This window comes from Bacillus sp. IBL03825, from assembly GCF_024712505.1.
GTDB classification, from domain to species: Bacteria; Bacillota; Bacilli; order Bacillales; family Bacillaceae_G; genus Bacillus_A; species Bacillus_A wiedmannii.
On the sequence record NZ_JAMXKE010000001.1, the window covers coordinates 2,991,139 to 3,006,519 of the forward strand.

The following is a 15,381-nucleotide window of genomic DNA, read 5'->3' on the forward strand; positions in this document are numbered from 1 at the left end:
TTTTGATATATTGAATATATAAAGCCAAAAAATTCAAAAATAGACAGGGGTTATCTACGATGATAAAAGGTTTCGGGGGAATATTTTGGAGAACTAAAAATATTGATGTTATAAAAAAATGGTACAGCGAAGTGTTGAAAATTGAAATAGACAATTGGAATGGGACTGTGATTAAACCGCAATTAGGAAATGAAACTATTCTTTCTTTCTTTACCGAAGATGATAATTATTTTCCAACAGAACAGCAAGTGATGTTAAATTTCCAAGTACATAATATGAATGAGACTATTCAGCATCTTGAACATATTGGCGTACCGCTTGAAAAGAAAGAAGAAATTAGTGAATTCGGAAAGTTTATTTGGATTAAAGATCCTGAAGGTCGTCTAATTGAGCTTTGGGAGAAATAATAGCTTTTAATCTTTTACTATTAAATTAACAGCTACTTTAATTCCAGGTAGTAAATAAAAGCTTCTTATCTTTGTGAATTCTTATGTTTCAGATTCTATCCCATGCTCATCAAACTAAGGACATTTACAAAAAAGCTATTCTTACGAAAGAATAGCTTTTTGCCTTTTTTTCAAATATTATTCTATAAGTATTTTCTACTATCCCCCTTTGCTATTAATTATCGGCGGATGTATGAACAGTCATAATAATATAAAATAATTCATAACTCCCCAAATTGTTAACATAATATATTTACGGTTACCTTATATTTTTGCCTAAGTACGAGCATTTCCTAACCCTCTTCGATTACATTTTAAATTATTTAAGTTTTCTTCTTATCAGACATCTTTTATTTAAACAAAAACTCCCCTTAAATCGAAAATGATTAAGGAGAGTTTTTTATATACGATGAAATTATAGTTCAGATTTCACTCGAACAGAAACATTGTTTTTAATTATTTTTTTGAATTCTTTAAAGGTAACAAAATTGTTACTTTTCTCATCCCAAAGACGAAAACGAAGTGATCGTAAGCTTGTAGCAAGTGTAATCGTTGGTACATTTTTTAACGGAAGCGTATTATTGTGTGCCTCTTCTAGTTTATAGTTAGGTACTCTTGGACTTAAATGGTGAACATGATGGAATCCAATATTACCAGTTAGAAATTGCAAGATTTTTGGAAGTTTATAAAATGAACTTCCTTCCACTGCCGCTTTCACATATTCCCAATCTTTATCCTCTTCAAAATAAGAATCCTCGAATGTGTGCTGTACGTAAAACAGCCAAATTCCTACTGAACCTGCTATTAAGAATATAGTGCCATGCACTAACAGAAACGATTGCCACCCAATTGCCCAGCAAAGTATAGCTATTAAAGCAACGATTATAATATTCGTCAAATAAGTATTCATACGTTCTTTCTGTCTAGCACCTTTTCGGTTAAATCTATTTTTAAGTAAGAAAACATAAATCGGACCTAATCCAAACATAACGAATGGATTGCGATATAAGCGATATGCTAAACGAAGTCTAAATGGCGCAGCTAAATATTCATCCACTGTAAGCGTCCAAATATCTCCTGTACCTCTCTTATCCAAATTACCACTTGTAGCGTGATGAATAGAATGCTCATGCCCCCATTGATCAAACGGGAATAAAGTTAACACACCCATACATGTCCCTACTATTCTATTCGCACGACGACTTTTAAAGAATGAATAATGGGTACAATCATGAAAAATAATGAAAATCCGTGTCATAAAACCGGCGGCTAACAGAGATGGAACTAACGATAACCAATAAGAAACGGACAAACTTTTATAAGCAAGGTACCATAAAATAATGAATGGCACGATTGTGTTAATAAGTTGCCACACACTTTTTTTAATCGTTGATTTTTCATAAGGAGCAACTTGTTTTTTTAAATTTTTAGTATTTTCTAATGTCATTGGTCTAATTCCTTTCCTTTATGTTGCTAATTCATATTATAGCATACTATTAGTATCAGGTGTTAAAAGTAGCTGTAATAAATATTATATAATATAAAAATCTCTTTTTTCTTACTCATTACTTACAAATTACTTACGGTCAAAAAAGCTTATATAATCGGACTGATGGAGCATTTCAATTATAAAAGAAACATCTATTTTTTCCAATAAATATATAAAAAAGCAGAGGACTTTTTCACTTCTGCACATCTTTTCATTTTTTTAAATGGTAATTTTTTCGATTTGTATTTATGTAACAGTTTTTTCTCACAAGAAGAAAAGAGCTGCCATAAGTCAGGTTTCACCGACTTATGGCAGCTCCTTTTCATTTTATTTTAGCGATGGATCCAAACTGCACCTGCAGACTTGTCTTCAGCTTGACCTACTACTTCAAACTTCAATCCAAGCTTCGGCAACTTACGCCCGGCATCTGGAATAACACTGTTGATGTATTGCTTAGAATCATCAAATTTCGCAACGCCTGGCAATCCTTTATAATCAAAGATACCGCGGGTTGGCGAATTTACTTTCCATGCTGGCGTTTGATCAAATGAGAATGCCGCATCGGCAATTTGATAACGCGTACTGCTCTTCACAGTTGGTTGTCCATTTAATGTTCCTACGATTGCCTCTGGATGAGAATCAACTACCCCAAGGAATCCTTCGCCTGGATGAACGCCTACCCAGTTATCTGTAAAGCTTTGATCCGCATACCATACAACCATTCCTGTATTAAATACTGGACCACGTGCATGTTGTAGCGCCGTGTCAGACCCAGCGTAATTTCGCCACTCGATATAGTAGTTATGTTTTTTCTGTTCAAATCCGTTAGACACAGTAAATCCTTTTAACGTCATTGCTGGCTGGCCTTCTGCGTCATCAGAGAAAACAACTTTTCCATCTACAGTTAATGCTGCATTGTCTAACGCAAATCCTTTATAAGCTACTGCAATATCTGTTACATACTCAAATTGCAGTTTTACTTTCTTCCCTTTAAATTGGCTTAAATCGTATGATTTATCAACCCACTTACCATCTGTTGTATCTACGCCGCCTTTTACATCTTTTTCGCCCATTCTATCAATACGTGTCTTCGTTCCATCTTCTGCAATCGCATTTACGTCAAGGAAATCATACTTCGCTTCCAATTCATAAAATGCCTTATAATCAAACTTAGCATCCGTTGCAGTCGTTAAGTCAAATACTGGTGTCTCTAGTGTTGTATGAATGTCATTTCCTTTTGTGCTGTAATAAAACTTCTTACCAAATGCTGATTCGATGTTTTTTATATCTTTGTCTGGCAAGTTAACACGAACGATTCCTGGTCGTTTTGATTTTGTAACACTTTGATCTAAAAATGTTGCAGTACCGATTCCTGTGCGCAGTTTATCATAATCTACCTCAACGATATTCGCCCAGTTACCCTTCATATTCTTTTGGAAAAACTCTTTATTTTGTGGCGAGAAACTTGTTGGCTCTGTTCCCGCAATTTTTCCAGCCCAGCTACCGCCGCTCATAAGGGACCATGATTCAACAGGTTCACCTTGCCCTGAATACTTTGTATCATATTCATCTGGTAAGCCTAAATCATGACCATACTCATGTGCAAACACACCAACTGCTCCGTCTTCAGGCTCGATTGTATAATCATATGCCGCCATCTTTCCGCCCCAATTTGAAACAGAAGATTTCGTACCATCTATCGCATATGGTTTTGATCCTAGTTTTGAACGATGAGACCAAATCGCATCATCTTTCAATTTACCACCGCCAGCTTCTTGACCTACGCCCGCATGTACAACCATTAGGTGGTCAATAATTCCATCTGGCTCGTTTTTATTTCCATCACCATCTTGATCGTATTGATCAAATTGATCATAATCAGCTAAATTAATGCCTTTTGCTACAGCTGCTTTTAATGCTTCTTTCACAAAATCGCGTGGCCCTAAAGGACCTTTATTATCATGACCAGTTCCCGCATCCGCACCATAATCTGAAGCTTTTCCTGGAACAGTAAGCCATTCGGTTACAGTGCCATCAACTGTGTAGCTTCCGCCAGATTGCTCCTCATAATATTGTTTAAAAGTGTTAATCTTCGATCCATCAAATAACGTAAATTGCTCATCACCAAATAACATTTTTTGATAATGTTCACGATTAAAGTCCTTAGAATACATGTAACCCGGTTCTTGATCAATATTATTATGCTTAAAATCGCTAAATTCTACGAGTAAAACAAGCACTTTATCTTTTCGAACAGCTCCATTGTACTCTTCTTGCTTCGCTGGTGTAGTAGGTACTTTTCCATTTAGTTTTCTAGAATTCAAACCTGCATCTTGTCCAGCCACTGGTCCTACTTCAGGTTGCTGCGCCTGTTCATTTTCCTTCATTTTTGTATCTTTTACTTTTTTCATAAAATCAGAAGCTTCTTGCGTAAGACTATCTCCTGTCAAGATTTCTTTCCCAGGGTTTTCCCCTTTCTTTTTCTCAACATAATTTTCGACAGCCTTTGATGTCTCAGCTTGTGATGCAGATTGATCAATTACTCCTCGTTGTTTCAGCGCTTCTGCCAAACGCTCTTCAGGTATTAAATGCTCATCAATTGGTAGAGATGGTGGCGTATCAGCATACGCTGCATGACTTCCAAAAGCAAAACTACTACTTAGTACTGCTGCTGTTGCTAAAACTGATAATGGTTTTAACTTCTTATTCTTTTTCAATGCATTTCCTCCCCAGTGTCTGCGAATTATCGTTTTTTTTGCCGATAGCAACATAATATTCGTTATAATACGAATATTCAATCTTTTTAGAAGACTAAAATGTTGAGAAATATTTTTGGAGGGTGAAAAACATACAATAGGTATATTTACAGGAAGTCTACTCTAGAAGTTATGATTCTCTTTCCTCTTTTTTTCGAGTAAAATCTCATTAAAAAAAAGCCAATTCCTAAGTACTAGCTAAGGAATTGGCTTTTTTTAATGAGAATATTTTATGAATAAATGGATTGCTTCTTCTGGTATATAGAACTTGCCATTGCTTTCTACAATGACACTACTTAATTCATATTCTTTATTCTTAATACGAATTATATTTTTATTTACAAAGAATTGAGCTTTTACATTATTACGTTTTACTATGAGCACCGGGTTTTCTGCATCAGTATTATCTATTGTTACTGTTGCACCTTTTCGTTTAAAGGCAAATTCACTCTCTACAAATAATTTGTTTGTTACTTCTTCTAAGTTAAAGTCCATTGCTTTCGCCATCGTCTTCGCAACGTCTGTGTTTTGAATCAAACCGTATGGCTTTTGAGGACCGTAAGAATATAAAAACACATCCTCACCTGTATGCCCTCCTGTTGTGAAGCCAATGTTCGCACGATTGGCTAATAATGTAGTAAGTATTGGACCCATATCCGATTTCTTTTTTGCTGCTTTTACTCTTTCTTTTTCATCATAAGTTAAATCGTCCAAACCGTATAATTTAGCTACATCTTCTACATTTGATAAATCAGATTTTAGTTTATTTGTAGCACCTTCAAGTGTCATTTTCGACTTTTTTAATGGACCAATGTATGCAGAGACTGGCGTAATATTATAGCCTTTTGTCGTATTCGCATTCCCAATAGAAATACCGCTGTTACCATGATCAGTTACAGCTATTAACATCGTATTACCGTCTTTTTTTGCAAATTCCAATGCTTCTGCAACTGCGTTATCAAATGCTAATACATCACTAATCATCCCTATTGGATCGTTCACATGAGCTGCCCAGTCTGGCTTACTTCCCTCTACAAATAAAAAGAAACCATCTTTTTCTTTTGATAGTGTTTGAATTGCTTTTTCCGTCATTTGAGAAAGTGTTGGTTGCTCCGGATTTGTTGCTTCACGATCCATATCAAACGCAAGAGCATTATGTGAGAAAGAGCCCCAAATTTTCTTAGATTTAGAGTTCAATAATGCATCTTTCGTTTCAACAAAGTCGTATCCTTTGTCTTGAATCACCTTTACTAAATCTTCACCATCTTTTCTTTTTATAGGTAGCAGTGCCTCTTTTCCCCCACCTAATACGACATCTATATTTTGATACACTTGCTGCTCCGCAATTACGTCAAAACGCTTACGGTTAATATGGTGAGCAGAAAATCCAGCGGGAGTAGCATGCTGAATTTCAGCTGTAGCAACTATTCCAGTTGCGCGACCAGTGCGTTTAGCACCTTCTAGAACATTGGCAACTGGACGTAACTTGTCCTCTTCTTTTATTGATTTTAAGCCAGGTGAACTTACAATAGAAGGTAATATACCTACATATCCTGAATTCGATTTATTCCCCGTCGCTAAAGCTGTAGCTGCTGGGGCTGAGTCTGTTATAGCCGATTCCGCCGAATAGGTACGAACTCCTCCTGTTACCATTTCATCTAATGCAAGTGGTTTCCCTTTATACAAGCGAGCTAATGTCGTTGCTGAAGAACTCGTTCCGTCCATAACCATTATGATTACATTTTTCGGTTGCCGTTCTACTTGTTTCACCTTAGCTTCCACCGAATAATAATTCATCATGCTTTCAGTACATAACATACTTAGTGTGATTGTTCCTACTAACAGTAACTTCTTCATCAGTAAACCCAAATTCGACATTGTTGTTCCTCCGTATGTTTTACATTCATTTATATATGTTTTATTAGTCCCCAATTTTCATGAAGCTAACAATCATTACCTTCACTTTCTTTTATTAGTAAAGCAACGAACGGTACATATCATAGCTTTTTATGTTCAAATAACTAGAGACCACACCTTTTTTATAAAAACGTCTTATCATTCTCTTCACTAAAATTTGTTTCTCAATAAAAATCCGATTGAAATAAATAAGAATTTATTGTTAAACGATAAAATTTATGTTAAATTAAAATGATAATTTAAAAATGAGGTGCTTTATATGAAACAAGGATCAACACTCTTTTTAAAGACAGCAATTATCCTTATCGGTATTCCTGTTTTTGCTTTGTGTATATTTTTAATTCCTAATATCGGGAATTATGCAGCGGAATTGTACCCGGATATTGCATATATAAAATATCTTATTTTAATTAATCTATATGCAACGGTGATACCTTTTTATTTTGCTCTATATCAAGCCTTTAAACTTGTAAGCTACATTGACAAAGGTAACGCCTTCTCGAAATTATCTGTTAGAGCTTTAAAGAAGATTAAACAATGCGCTGTTACAATTAGTGTATTATATGTAATAGGTATGCCACTCTTCTATCTCATAGCGGAGAAAGATGACGCACCAGGTATTATTATAATAGGCATGCTCCTAATCTTTGCTTCAATGGTAATCGCAGTCTTTGCTGCCGTTCTCCAAAGACTTTTAAAAGATGCGATAGATATAAAATCAGAAAATGATTTAACGGTCTGAGGTGAATAACATGGCAATAATAATTAATGTTGATGTAATGTTAGCGAAACGAAAAATGAGTGTAACTGAACTTTCGGAGAAGGTTGGAATTACAATGGCTAACCTTTCTATATTAAAAAATGGAAAAGCAAAAGCAATTAGAATTACAACTTTAGATGCTATTTGTAAAGCGTTAGAATGCCAACCAGGGGATATTTTAGAATATCAATCAGAAGAAAGTGAATAAAAAGAGTCCTTCTCGTATGAAGGACTCTTTTTATTCGGTATTATGGCGCAAAACTAACTCGACCAGTCAAAACTAAAATAATCGCGATAATCCAAAATATAAAGAAGGATAAGGACAGTATTAATGAAAGAATAGCAATTCCCTTCTTCTCTGTTTTTTTCGTCATCGTAATGACAGAAAGTATGATACCTGCAACAGTGAGGGCAACTGTAATATAATCTCCCACTATATTACCTGCATTCGCTATCCTTGTCGGAGTTACAAAAACGAACAGAAAACATAAAATACCGATGAGTAAAGATATATAGCTTATTATGCTGTACTTCTTTAGGAACTATTTCAGTTTTCATACTAACCCACCCCTTCTCTATAGCTATGTGTTTATATTAGCATGAATAACCATAATTTGGTTAAAACAAAAAACAGATAAAGTGGACACAACCACCTTATCTGCCATTACATTTCTACCTAATTACTAACCCAGCTATTTCTTCTTTATCGTTATAAGTTACGATAAAGGTACGTTGTTCTTTACTATACTTTGCTACAAGAATAACAGTATATAAACCATCTTTTTCTTCAATCGATTTTTTCTCAATTTTTTCGAATGTACCAGCTTTTTCAATTATAGGAGTAAGTTCTTTCATTTGCTCTTCTGATAAAGCTGATTTCATTTTACTATCAAATTTTTCATGTACTTCTTTATACTTTGCTTCATTTAATAATGATACAATTTCTTCCGCCTTCGGAATAAAGTTTTTTGATGTACTTTGATCTACTTTATTACCGGTACATGCTGCAAGTGCGAACGCCGCGATAGCACTTATAATAATAAGTAACATTCTTCTCATTTTCATACACCCTTTCTTTTTAAAATAAAACTATAGCTAAAAACGACTAAAGTACAAATTGCTATTGAAACTTCTGACATAATGATCCCGTTTTTCCCTGGTACATATAGCGATATAATGCCAGCTAATGCATTTGCGGTCCCATGGATGAGAATTGCATATACAACATAACGGAATTTCTTTTGGACGACAGCTTGTAATACAATGAAGGAAAGTCCAATATGCAATATCATCGCGAAGATGCGCTCAATACCGCCGAAATAGTAACTGTCACCATTTTGAATGACTGTTTGTGACAATAATAGAGATATTACCGGGATACCAACTATCAACACTGCCTCAATACCACCATGCCCTGCTCCAAATAAAAAACCAGACTGCCAATCTCGTTGCTTCATAAAATAACGCATTGCAATAAAACGAGCTATCTCTTCAAAAATTCCAGCTGATAAACTAAGCAAAATTACAAATAATACAGGCTGCATTACTGAAAACATTTGAAAATCTGTGCTAGTTCCATTTACATAATTCAGTATTGGTATGCGGATCAATATTTGTGATACAACAAAAGCCAATACACCTAACATATAAGGAATAGAGCGTTTCTTCCAAACAGCATATAATAGTGCTACAAGCGGTAAACCAAAACTAATCATTGTTGTAAAAATAAGACCATTCATCTCGCTTCACCTCTTACTTGAAGTGTATAAAAATAAGTGAAGGAAGTATGTAGTTATTTCCTATTCGGTTTCATTTTCATCATAGATGGTCATTTCATCTCTTTTAGTATGAATGTTTGCGTGAAATAAGGACTTACATAAGTTGTTTCTAACGTCGCGTTATTTGTTTTATTTATAATCCGTTTTAACGAGAATAGCCCGTATCCTCGAGCTCCTTCTTTACTTGAATGGTTTTTCTCATAAATTTTTTGCAAATTAATCGCTTCACTCTTTGAACTATTACGCACGATAAAATATTGTCGTGAATCCATTTCAAAAAATGCGATTTACAAAATCTTTTCCTCACTATGTACTGCTTCTTCAATTGCATTGTCTACTAAAACTGAAATGATGCGAATAAATGAAATGATCGTCATTGAAACACTTTCAATGTTCTCTGGTATATCGAGCAGTACTTTTATTTGTTGTTGCTGGGCAGTGCCAACTTTCGCCCTTAATACACTTCTCACTTCAGGAATATGTATACGAGATAATTTCGCAATATCAAGTTCATGATCATTTATTGTTTTTAACGTAGGAGCTACAACGTCATAATACACTTGCTCAATTTCTTTCACATTTTTTGTACGTATTCCCTCTTCTAACGATAGTAATACATTCATATAATCATGACGGAAACTAGCAAGCTCATCATGCATATCCTCTAATTTCTCCACATAATCTAATAACTCTTTATCTAAACGTTTTTCATGCTCTTCTCGTAACTTTTCTTTCGATAAGTGTGAGCTTATTAGTACAATGATTAGTAATAATAAAAATACAATAATAGCTGAAATATAACTTACTTCACTGTATTGTTGATTTAATTGTGCTAAAAACGCAGTAGAAGGCTGAGTTAAAATTAGTTCAATAATAAATCCGGCAATTAATAATATATAAGTTACATAGTATAGCGGACTACCTACTATATATTGAGCAATGTTTTGGATTCTTTTACGAGCTACTAAAATACCGATAAAAGTAAGTGTCGATACGATAAGATGAATAACGCTACCTGTCCATAAATATAAATTAAAAGCTGTTAACATAAAGATTTTCATTCCTAAATCAAGTAGCAACATTTTCACTAACGTAATAATTACCATACTCACTAGTGCAAAATATACATTATGCTTAAATTTCAATTCATTTTGCATTAATCCTAAACTTATTAAAAACAACACAATCGTACTATTCAATTCTGGATATCTCGTTACTGTTACGACAATAGCCAGTAAAATAATCAATACTGCACTTAAAGCTATTAACATTCTATATGACAATCTATTGTACCGGATTAATTGAATGTATAAAAACGTATGGCTTATACTAGTAAGCAGTATTGCAAATATATCATAAATATACATTACATCTCACCCTTTAACATGTTATGTACTTTACTCACTAAACGCCGTGATACTGGAATACGTTTCCCGCTTTTTAAAACTATCATTTTTTGCTTCGCATCATAAGAAGACATTTGCTTCGTATTTACGATATATGATTGATGACAACGAAATAAACGTTCATCTATTATTTCAATCTCCTTTAAAGTTCCGTAAAAATAAACGATCCGATCTAACGTCACTAATGCTAAACGGTGTGGTTCATCGGTCATAACATATTCAACTACAAGGAACGGAACTCGCACAGTCGCATTACTATTTTCAACGATAAAGTCATCGGACGGAATAATTCGCTTATTACGCGCTTCATACTGTAGTAAACATTGTTCAAAAACGTTACGCCTCTCCTCGTATGGCAACCCTTTATCAATAAATGTTAAAGCTGATACCATATATTGATATGAAATAGGTGCAAATTCAGAATGCGTCGTTACAAACACAATAATTCCTTGCGTATCATACTTTCGTATCTCTTGTGCCACTTGTAACCCTTTACGCTCTTCTCTTTTTATCTCTATATCTAAAAAATAGATTGGGATATACTTCGCCTTAGGAATGTTCGTAATAATGTTTTCACTTTTACTAGTTACCTCTATAAAATCAAAAGGCAACATATACTCCTCACAAATCTCTTCAACTAGCCGCTTCATTTGCTGTGCTTGTATGACATCATCTTCTAAAATGAAAATACTCATGTGATCACTCGCTTTATTGAAATCTTTTCATCTATAGATTTATCTATAACTATATAATTCAAATCGTTATACCAATCTCCTCCTAATTACTAGAAAGTATTAATTTTCTATAGTTTTTATAAAGCATAGAAAATAACCTCTACTTTCAAGCAAAAAGTAAAGGTTTTATTTGAATTATTTATAAAATAACCTCTCTATCAATCACTACGTTAAAAAATTCCGAGTAATGCGATAAAGAATAATTCGCTACATCACAGTTCCCTTGAAACATACATGTTGAAATACCTAATTCTTTTGCAGGTAATAAATCTAATTCTCTATCACCAATAGCTAAATCAATATTGTGCTTTTTATGCAAATGATCATAAGATAAAGCGTTCGGTTTTCGGGGGAAACCATCGTCAATTGTAACCATGTCTACGAAGTATTTGTTCCAGCCGTAATGATTTAATATAGATAATACCCCCGCTCTATCTTTATGAGTCATAATGACATTTTTATCGGCAAACTTTAATACCTCTTCCACTTTTTCAAATGGTTTTATATCTTCTATCATAATACGACTCTCTAATACATCAATTTCATTTAATTGTTTTTTAGATATTTTATAATAATCAATTACGTGAGAAAATGAAACCTTTAACTTTGTATAGATTTCCTCTTCACTTATTTCCTTCCCTAAAACTTGAGAAAGAATTTTTGTATAAACTGGATACGTATCAAATAACGTCCCATCAAAATCCCATAAAATATTCATTCTGTTCTCCTTCTATTTTCCAATCATTGTATGACTAAATCCGCCCGATCCTTCGGCAATTCCGTTTCTAAGTAAAAACCCTCTGCTTTCCAATACCTATTCTCAAACTTTGAAAGGTTCTTCTGCGTTTCCGGACTCTCCCGAAGAAAACGTGTCTCTCTTGGACAATCTAAATACACCATATAATGAAAGAAATCTCTCCACTCTTTTCGCTGTAGAAAAACACCTTCAATTACAATTACACCTACTATGGGTATCTGTACTTTTTTCATCTCACTTGAATCTGTCTCATTATTATAGAACGGTAATTTCAGTTTTGTTTCATTTTGTAACTTCTGAAAAAACTTCTGCCGAAGCGACTCAATATCCCATTGCAAATAATAATACTCATACCATTCTTCATAGCCAGTATGATATCGTTTATTACGCTCTACTATATGATCATCAATATGAAAAATATGAAACGGGATGCTTTCTTGTTTCATATTTTCCTTTAAGTTTGTTACAAATGTTGTCTTTCCCGATCGACTTAAACCATCTATACCTAAAATGAATCTATTTTCTTTATGCTTCTTCATAATATTTATAAGCTCGTTTGTATTCATTACTTCTTCCACTCTTCTTTTAATAACGAGTATAAAATTGTATCATGAGCAACTCCATTTTGAATCATATGTTTTCGAAGTAATCCTTCTTCTTGAAACCCTGCTTTACTTAATAATTTTTGAGAAGCTTTATTTTCTACATATACAACAGCTGCAATTCTTATAAGTTGTAACGTTTCAAATCCGTAACCTAAAATCGCCTGTAACGCTTCCGTTGCATACCCTTGTCCCCAATATGTATCGTCTAATTCATAACCAATTTCAGCTCGCTTATGATGCTTGTTTATTAAATGAAATCCGCACGTTCCGATTAATTGGCCCGTACCCTTCTTCTCAATTCCCCAGCGAAATACTGTTCCCTCTTCATAACGATTTTTAAACGTTTGAATAGTCGTTTTTGCTTGCTCAATATTTTCGAAAGAATCCATCCCGAAATAACGTATAACAGATTCTTTTGAAAAATAACGGAACATAGTTTCTGCATCGAGTAGTGTAAGTTCTCTTAATTGTAAACGTTCTGTTTCTAGTTTCGGAAACCCCATCTCTTTTTCTCCTTCTATTCTAATGAACTGCAAATTTCAATATAATTCCCATCTGGATCGGCAATGTATGCAATTGTTTGTCCCCACGGTTTCACAATTGGTTCAACTAAGATCTTAATTCCTTGCTCTCTAAATTGTTCGATTGTTTCTTGTACATGATCAACAACGAATCCCAATTCAAAATGAGAAGATTGTAACTCGCCTTCTGTAAGTGGTAGTCCTGTTAATTCTTTCACATCTTGCCTCGTGTTCATCGCTAAAATTGTAGAACCAGTATTAAACTCAATATATGTACCATGCTCTGCTTTTATAGGTAACTGTAAAATATCTTTATAAAATCTTAAACATTCTTCAAACTTTTCTACATATAAAATGATGTACTTCATTTTTAAATTCATTTTACATCCTCCTTTATATCCATCCCTAAAATTTCGACAAATGTCTCATAAAAACCTTGTTCCTTATAGCAACGAGCAAAAAAAAATGAGGCCGATTTCTCGGCCCCCCAGCTTATTGGCATAAAACAGGAGATTTGGTTTGGACATAACCAGTTCGTACTTTTATTATATTTTATTTTTTCTGAATTTTGAATACTTTAAATACCCATTTATATTGAGAAAGTTTTTTTGCTTGCATAAAATTAATGAGTTTAAGAAATGCTACAAATGGAGGTGTATACATATGGAACCAATGCTATGTCCAAGCTGTAAAACGAACCGTACTCGCTTTAATATTCTTGAGCAACAAGTAAAACCAGTCAAGTTAAATCCACAAACTGGTCAAGTAGAAGAGGAATACACAAATGAAAATATGAATGCTTTTCATATGGCTTATCAAGGACCAACATACAGAGTCCAATGCGCTGTATGCGGACTCGTTGAAAATCCAGAACAATTTATTAAACCTGCTCAAAATCAGTCTTTTTCTTAAACATTTTTATTACCCCCTACCAATTTTCTGTAGGGGGTTTTTCGATTTAATATGTTAATCAAAAAATGTTTTTCTTCCTTATTATAAGTTACACCCCACACCTCTTTAGTCATCTTTTATTTTTTTTGATCTTCGATATGAATCATTTTTTCTTCATTTATTATTTTTGGGTTATTTGTGGTTCTTCGTAACTGTTAATTCTGTGCCTTTATATAGATTTTTATTATATAAAAAAGAGTGAACAAAAATACAATTATATAGAAACAAAAGAAGTTAATCCCGGTATTTCCCTACAACATCAACTTCTTTTTAACTCTACTTTTTATTATAATATTTCACTTTTTAATTTCTTAATTTTCCAAGTGAGTCTTATAAAGAAGTATATCCACATACAACCTGTAAGACCCGTCATAGCTTTCGCCCACATTGGCACTCTTGATTCCATCGGGCTTATAAATAGATTGTACATTGATGGTAATATAGCTGCTAACATAATAACAAAGAATACTAATAACTCATTTAGTTTTTGTATCCTCGTCTCCTTTTCTGAGTAAATATCAGGCAATTCATTTACTTCTTCTACTTCTTTACAAAAATAATTCCATCTTGTGAAACTTGTTACACGTTCCCAACCTGACATTTCATATATTTCAAAATACTCTTGTTGTTGTTCTTTCGAATCTCTATAAACTAATCTAAAATCAGCTTTGTATATTACATCTTTTGGCTCAGTTTTCTTAAACGTATACATTAAATTATATTTTTGTAATGCCCAACCTTGCTGATGCATCTTTCGTAAAAAAGCTTCTTCTTTTTCTAAATTCCATGCCGTAAAAAACTTAAATACCCTTTTAGTCTCCATCTTCCATTCACTCCCCTAAAATACTATTCCCATTCCTTACAGATCTCTGCAACCTGTTATACTCTAGCTCTAATACTTCTTTACCAAGTAGCGTTAACTCATAGCACTTCTTTCTATCTGTAGAGGCCACTTCAACTATTAACTTCTCTTTTAGTAACTTTGTCGTATTCCCATATAAAGTACCTGGACCGAGCTTTACTTCTCCATTTGTCATCTCTTCTACCATTTGCATAATTCCGTAACCATGCATTGGTTTCACTAGTGATAACAATATGTAATATGTCGCCTCTGTTAACGGAATATATTTTTTCGCTTTCGCATTCATTATAACCACCTCCGATACATCGTTACCTGATATATCGACTAACGATACATCGTATATCGATATTATATAATCATATTCCAAAATATGCAAGGTAATTTAATAACTTAATATCT

The 15,381-nt window shown here is 33.7% G+C and carries 16 protein-coding genes and 2 pseudogenes; 4 read left to right on the forward strand and 14 right to left on the reverse strand.

Annotation, left to right across the window (positions count from 1 at the left end):
- Positions 1–59 precede the first annotated feature (59 nt).
- Positions 60–407 carry a VOC family protein gene (locus NHG49_RS15355; protein WP_064475637.1) on the forward strand — a complete coding sequence of 116 codons (348 nt, stop codon included), beginning with the start codon at positions 60–62 and terminating at the stop codon, positions 405–407.
- Between the two features lie 454 nt (positions 408–861).
- Here the strand turns inward: NHG49_RS15355 and desA are convergent, their stop codons facing one another.
- The 3 genes from desA to NHG49_RS15370 all read right to left on the reverse strand — a co-directional run bounded on the left by desA (position 862) and on the right by NHG49_RS15370 (position 6,569).
- On the reverse strand, positions 862–1,893 hold the full coding sequence (gene desA / locus NHG49_RS15360) for a Delta(5) desaturase DesA (RefSeq protein ID WP_064475638.1): 1,032 nt from the start codon (positions 1,891–1,893) through the stop codon (positions 862–864).
- A gap of 374 nt (positions 1,894–2,267) precedes the next feature.
- A complete protein-coding gene (locus NHG49_RS15365) occupies positions 2,268–4,652 on the reverse strand; it encodes an immune inhibitor A domain-containing protein (RefSeq protein ID WP_081257275.1) in 2,385 nt (794 codons plus the stop codon).
- A 255-nt stretch (positions 4,653–4,907) separates the two neighbouring features.
- Complete coding sequence (locus tag NHG49_RS15370) at positions 4,908–6,569, reverse strand: alkaline phosphatase (protein WP_064475640.1); 1,662 nt, start codon at positions 6,567–6,569, stop codon at positions 4,908–4,910.
- Between the two features lie 298 nt (positions 6,570–6,867).
- Between NHG49_RS15370 and NHG49_RS15375 the strand changes: the two genes are divergently transcribed.
- Positions 6,868–7,350, forward strand: coding sequence for a DUF2975 domain-containing protein (locus NHG49_RS15375; RefSeq protein WP_064475641.1), 483 nt, complete (start codon positions 6,868–6,870; stop codon positions 7,348–7,350).
- A 10-nt stretch (positions 7,351–7,360) separates the two neighbouring features.
- On the forward strand, positions 7,361–7,576 hold the full coding sequence (locus NHG49_RS15380; protein ID WP_258126218.1) for a helix-turn-helix domain-containing protein: 216 nt from the start codon (positions 7,361–7,363) through the stop codon (positions 7,574–7,576).
- Between the two features lie 40 nt (positions 7,577–7,616).
- Here the strand turns inward: NHG49_RS15380 and NHG49_RS15385 are convergent.
- From NHG49_RS15385 to NHG49_RS15425, 9 genes and pseudogenes are all read right to left on the reverse strand, one after another.
- Positions 7,617–7,926 (reverse strand): annotated as a pseudogene (locus tag NHG49_RS15385) (hypothetical protein).
- A 114-nt stretch (positions 7,927–8,040) separates the two neighbouring features.
- Entirely contained in the window at positions 8,041–8,427 is a 387-nt protein-coding gene (locus NHG49_RS15390; RefSeq protein WP_048547653.1) for a DUF3887 domain-containing protein, read from the reverse strand.
- Positions 8,428–8,429: 2 nt separating this feature from the next.
- Positions 8,430–9,107 (reverse strand): YhfC family glutamic-type intramembrane protease, encoded by a 678-nt coding sequence (locus NHG49_RS15395; protein WP_064475643.1) that lies wholly within the window; start codon positions 9,105–9,107, stop codon positions 8,430–8,432.
- Positions 9,108–9,196: 89 nt separating this feature from the next.
- Positions 9,197–10,513, reverse strand: a pseudogene (locus NHG49_RS15400) (GHKL domain-containing protein).
- Positions 10,513–11,247, reverse strand: a complete 735-nt coding sequence (locus NHG49_RS15405) for a response regulator transcription factor (RefSeq protein WP_258126219.1) — start codon at positions 11,245–11,247, stop codon at positions 10,513–10,515. Before NHG49_RS15405 ends, NHG49_RS15400 begins: the two are co-directional and overlap by 1 nt.
- A gap of 178 nt (positions 11,248–11,425) precedes the next feature.
- Positions 11,426–12,004 (reverse strand): HAD-IA family hydrolase, encoded by a 579-nt coding sequence (locus NHG49_RS15410; RefSeq protein WP_064475646.1) that lies wholly within the window; start codon positions 12,002–12,004, stop codon positions 11,426–11,428.
- A gap of 23 nt (positions 12,005–12,027) precedes the next feature.
- The gene (locus NHG49_RS15415) at positions 12,028–12,609 is read right to left on the reverse strand and encodes a kinase (protein ID WP_064475647.1); all 582 of its coding nucleotides are present in this window, start codon (positions 12,607–12,609) and stop codon (positions 12,028–12,030) included.
- Positions 12,609–13,151: a GNAT family N-acetyltransferase gene (locus NHG49_RS15420; RefSeq protein WP_088046664.1), complete on the reverse strand. Its 543-nt coding sequence runs from the start codon at positions 13,149–13,151 to the stop codon at positions 12,609–12,611. Before NHG49_RS15420 ends, NHG49_RS15415 begins: the two co-directional genes overlap by 1 nt.
- Positions 13,152–13,165: 14 nt before the next feature.
- Positions 13,166–13,549, reverse strand: coding sequence for a VOC family protein (locus NHG49_RS15425; protein ID WP_001049855.1), 384 nt, complete (start codon positions 13,547–13,549; stop codon positions 13,166–13,168).
- A 283-nt stretch (positions 13,550–13,832) separates the two neighbouring features.
- Here NHG49_RS15425 and NHG49_RS15430 point away from each other — a divergent pair, with 283 nt between their 5' ends.
- Positions 13,833–14,081, forward strand: coding sequence for a hypothetical protein (locus NHG49_RS15430; protein WP_000433607.1), 249 nt, complete (start codon positions 13,833–13,835; stop codon positions 14,079–14,081).
- 325 nt (positions 14,082–14,406) lie between these two features.
- Here the strand turns inward: NHG49_RS15430 and NHG49_RS15435 are convergent, their stop codons facing one another.
- Positions 14,407–14,943 (reverse strand): DUF2812 domain-containing protein, encoded by a 537-nt coding sequence (locus NHG49_RS15435; protein ID WP_000448680.1) that lies wholly within the window; start codon positions 14,941–14,943, stop codon positions 14,407–14,409.
- A 7-nt stretch (positions 14,944–14,950) separates the two neighbouring features.
- The gene (locus tag NHG49_RS15440; protein ID WP_000991836.1) at positions 14,951–15,268 is read right to left on the reverse strand and encodes a PadR family transcriptional regulator; all 318 of its coding nucleotides are present in this window, start codon (positions 15,266–15,268) and stop codon (positions 14,951–14,953) included.
- Positions 15,269–15,381: the final 113 nt, after the last annotated feature.